The organism is Caballeronia arationis, from assembly GCF_001544975.2.
Lineage (GTDB): Bacteria > Pseudomonadota > Gammaproteobacteria > Burkholderiales > Burkholderiaceae > Caballeronia > Caballeronia arationis.
In genome coordinates this window covers 1-1,426 of the sequence record NZ_FCOG02000434.1, presented here as the reverse complement: position 1 = coordinate 1,426, position 1,426 = coordinate 1, and the positions used below count along the sequence as shown (strand labels likewise).

Here is a 1,426-nt window from a genome sequence, read left to right as displayed (position 1 = left end):
GTGGTGCTGGACTTTTTCGTCGCAGCGACGCTCGATGCCGGGGCGCTGGTTGAAGACGCGCTCGCCTTCACTGACGCACGCTTCTTGGCCGCCGGTTGGCTCGCTAAGCGCTTCGTCGATGCTCCGTCCGTCGCTCCGTTCGTCGTAGTGGAAGTTGCAGTTGTCTCTGCCGAGCTGCCGTCGATGAGGAACTTAGTCCGGTCCCTGACCTTAGCGATCCACGCCGGGGGGCGTGCCCAGCCGCTCCAGGTTTGGCCGGTCTTCGGATTGCGGTACTTAGCCGGCAGTTTCCCCTTGGCTGCTGAGGACGATTTGGACGAGGTCTGCGTGGAAGTCTGCCCAGATTTTTGGGATAGTGCACCGCGCGGCCGCCCTTTGCGCGCCGAGCTCTTCTGATGAGCTTCGATGTCTGCGGATGTCAGATTGTGTTGAGCCATCAAAGCATGGATGTCATCAAGTATTGCGCGCGAGCGCTTAGCGGTCAGCGCGTCGGCTTGAGTCTGCAGTTTCTTCATTTTTTCTTTGATTTGTTCAAGGGTTGCCATGAGCGGTCTCCTTAATGGTCATGCCCCGAACTATGCCACTATTTGTCAATAAGGCGAAGCGCTTAGCACCATTTAGCGTGAGGTTTCGCTTATTTGTTCCTGCCTTTGCTTCTGAATGAGCTGCACACGATTGCATTAGATCCTCGTCCCTGTCGACAGGGTCTCGGCGGAGTCGTACAAAAAGTCGGCAGATCCGCCTGCCGGGCGTAAGCTACGGGGAGATGTGTCTTTAACGAAACCTACGGCCCGGTTGTGTCTAAGTGGATCAACAGCAGATTAATTGGCTTCGCCGTCGCTTGGTCGCAGTTAGCGGGCAGCGCTCAAGCAGCGGATTTCAAGATCAACCCGCAGGCTGCGCGATTTGTCCTAGCAATCGTGCTTGATGATTTTCAGACGGCACAGGCGGGCGGCGCGTACATGTTCTCGTATGGACCGAATGAATCGGAAGCTTCGCTGCGCGTGAAGGTCGAGCAGTGGCTTTCAGGTCACGATCCGGAGGCCCTGGAAATGGATGCCTCCGAGCGGCAGACGCTCTTCAAGTTCTATTGGGCTGCCAGCATGATGCCGAAGCGCTCGACCTGCTTCGTTCGGATGGAAGCCGAGTCATGCCGACATGAGTTGACCAAATGGATGTCGCGCGAGGCAGCGGGCGATCCGCGTTTTCTGCTGGACTATAAGACGCTGGCTCCGGCGCTCGGGCTTCCCGCGCTGGTTGGTGCAGGTGGTTCGTGAGCAGTCCAGCGATCTGCTGGCCATCCCGTGCTTGGGGATTGTCAGCAGAAGTTCCGGCTGACCGTCGTCAATCCGCCCAGCAAATGCGACATGTCGACGAGCCGTTGCGCGACGAGGTGGCGCACTTCGCCTTCGCATTGCCAGGTGCC

At 58.2% G+C, this 1,426-nt stretch carries 2 protein-coding genes; one reads left to right on the top strand and one right to left on the bottom strand.

Annotated elements, in window-relative coordinates:
- A partial coding sequence (locus AWB81_RS42930) for an H-NS histone family protein (RefSeq protein ID WP_087135620.1) occupies window positions 1-545 on the bottom strand: 545 nt, incomplete at its 3' end.
- A gap of 252 nt (window positions 546-797) precedes the next feature.
- Here AWB81_RS42930 and AWB81_RS42925 point away from each other — a divergent pair.
- A complete protein-coding gene (locus tag AWB81_RS42925) occupies window positions 798-1,277 on the top strand; it encodes a hypothetical protein (RefSeq protein WP_235026256.1) in 480 nt (159 codons plus the stop codon).
- The last annotated feature ends 149 nt before the right edge of the window (window positions 1,278-1,426 follow it).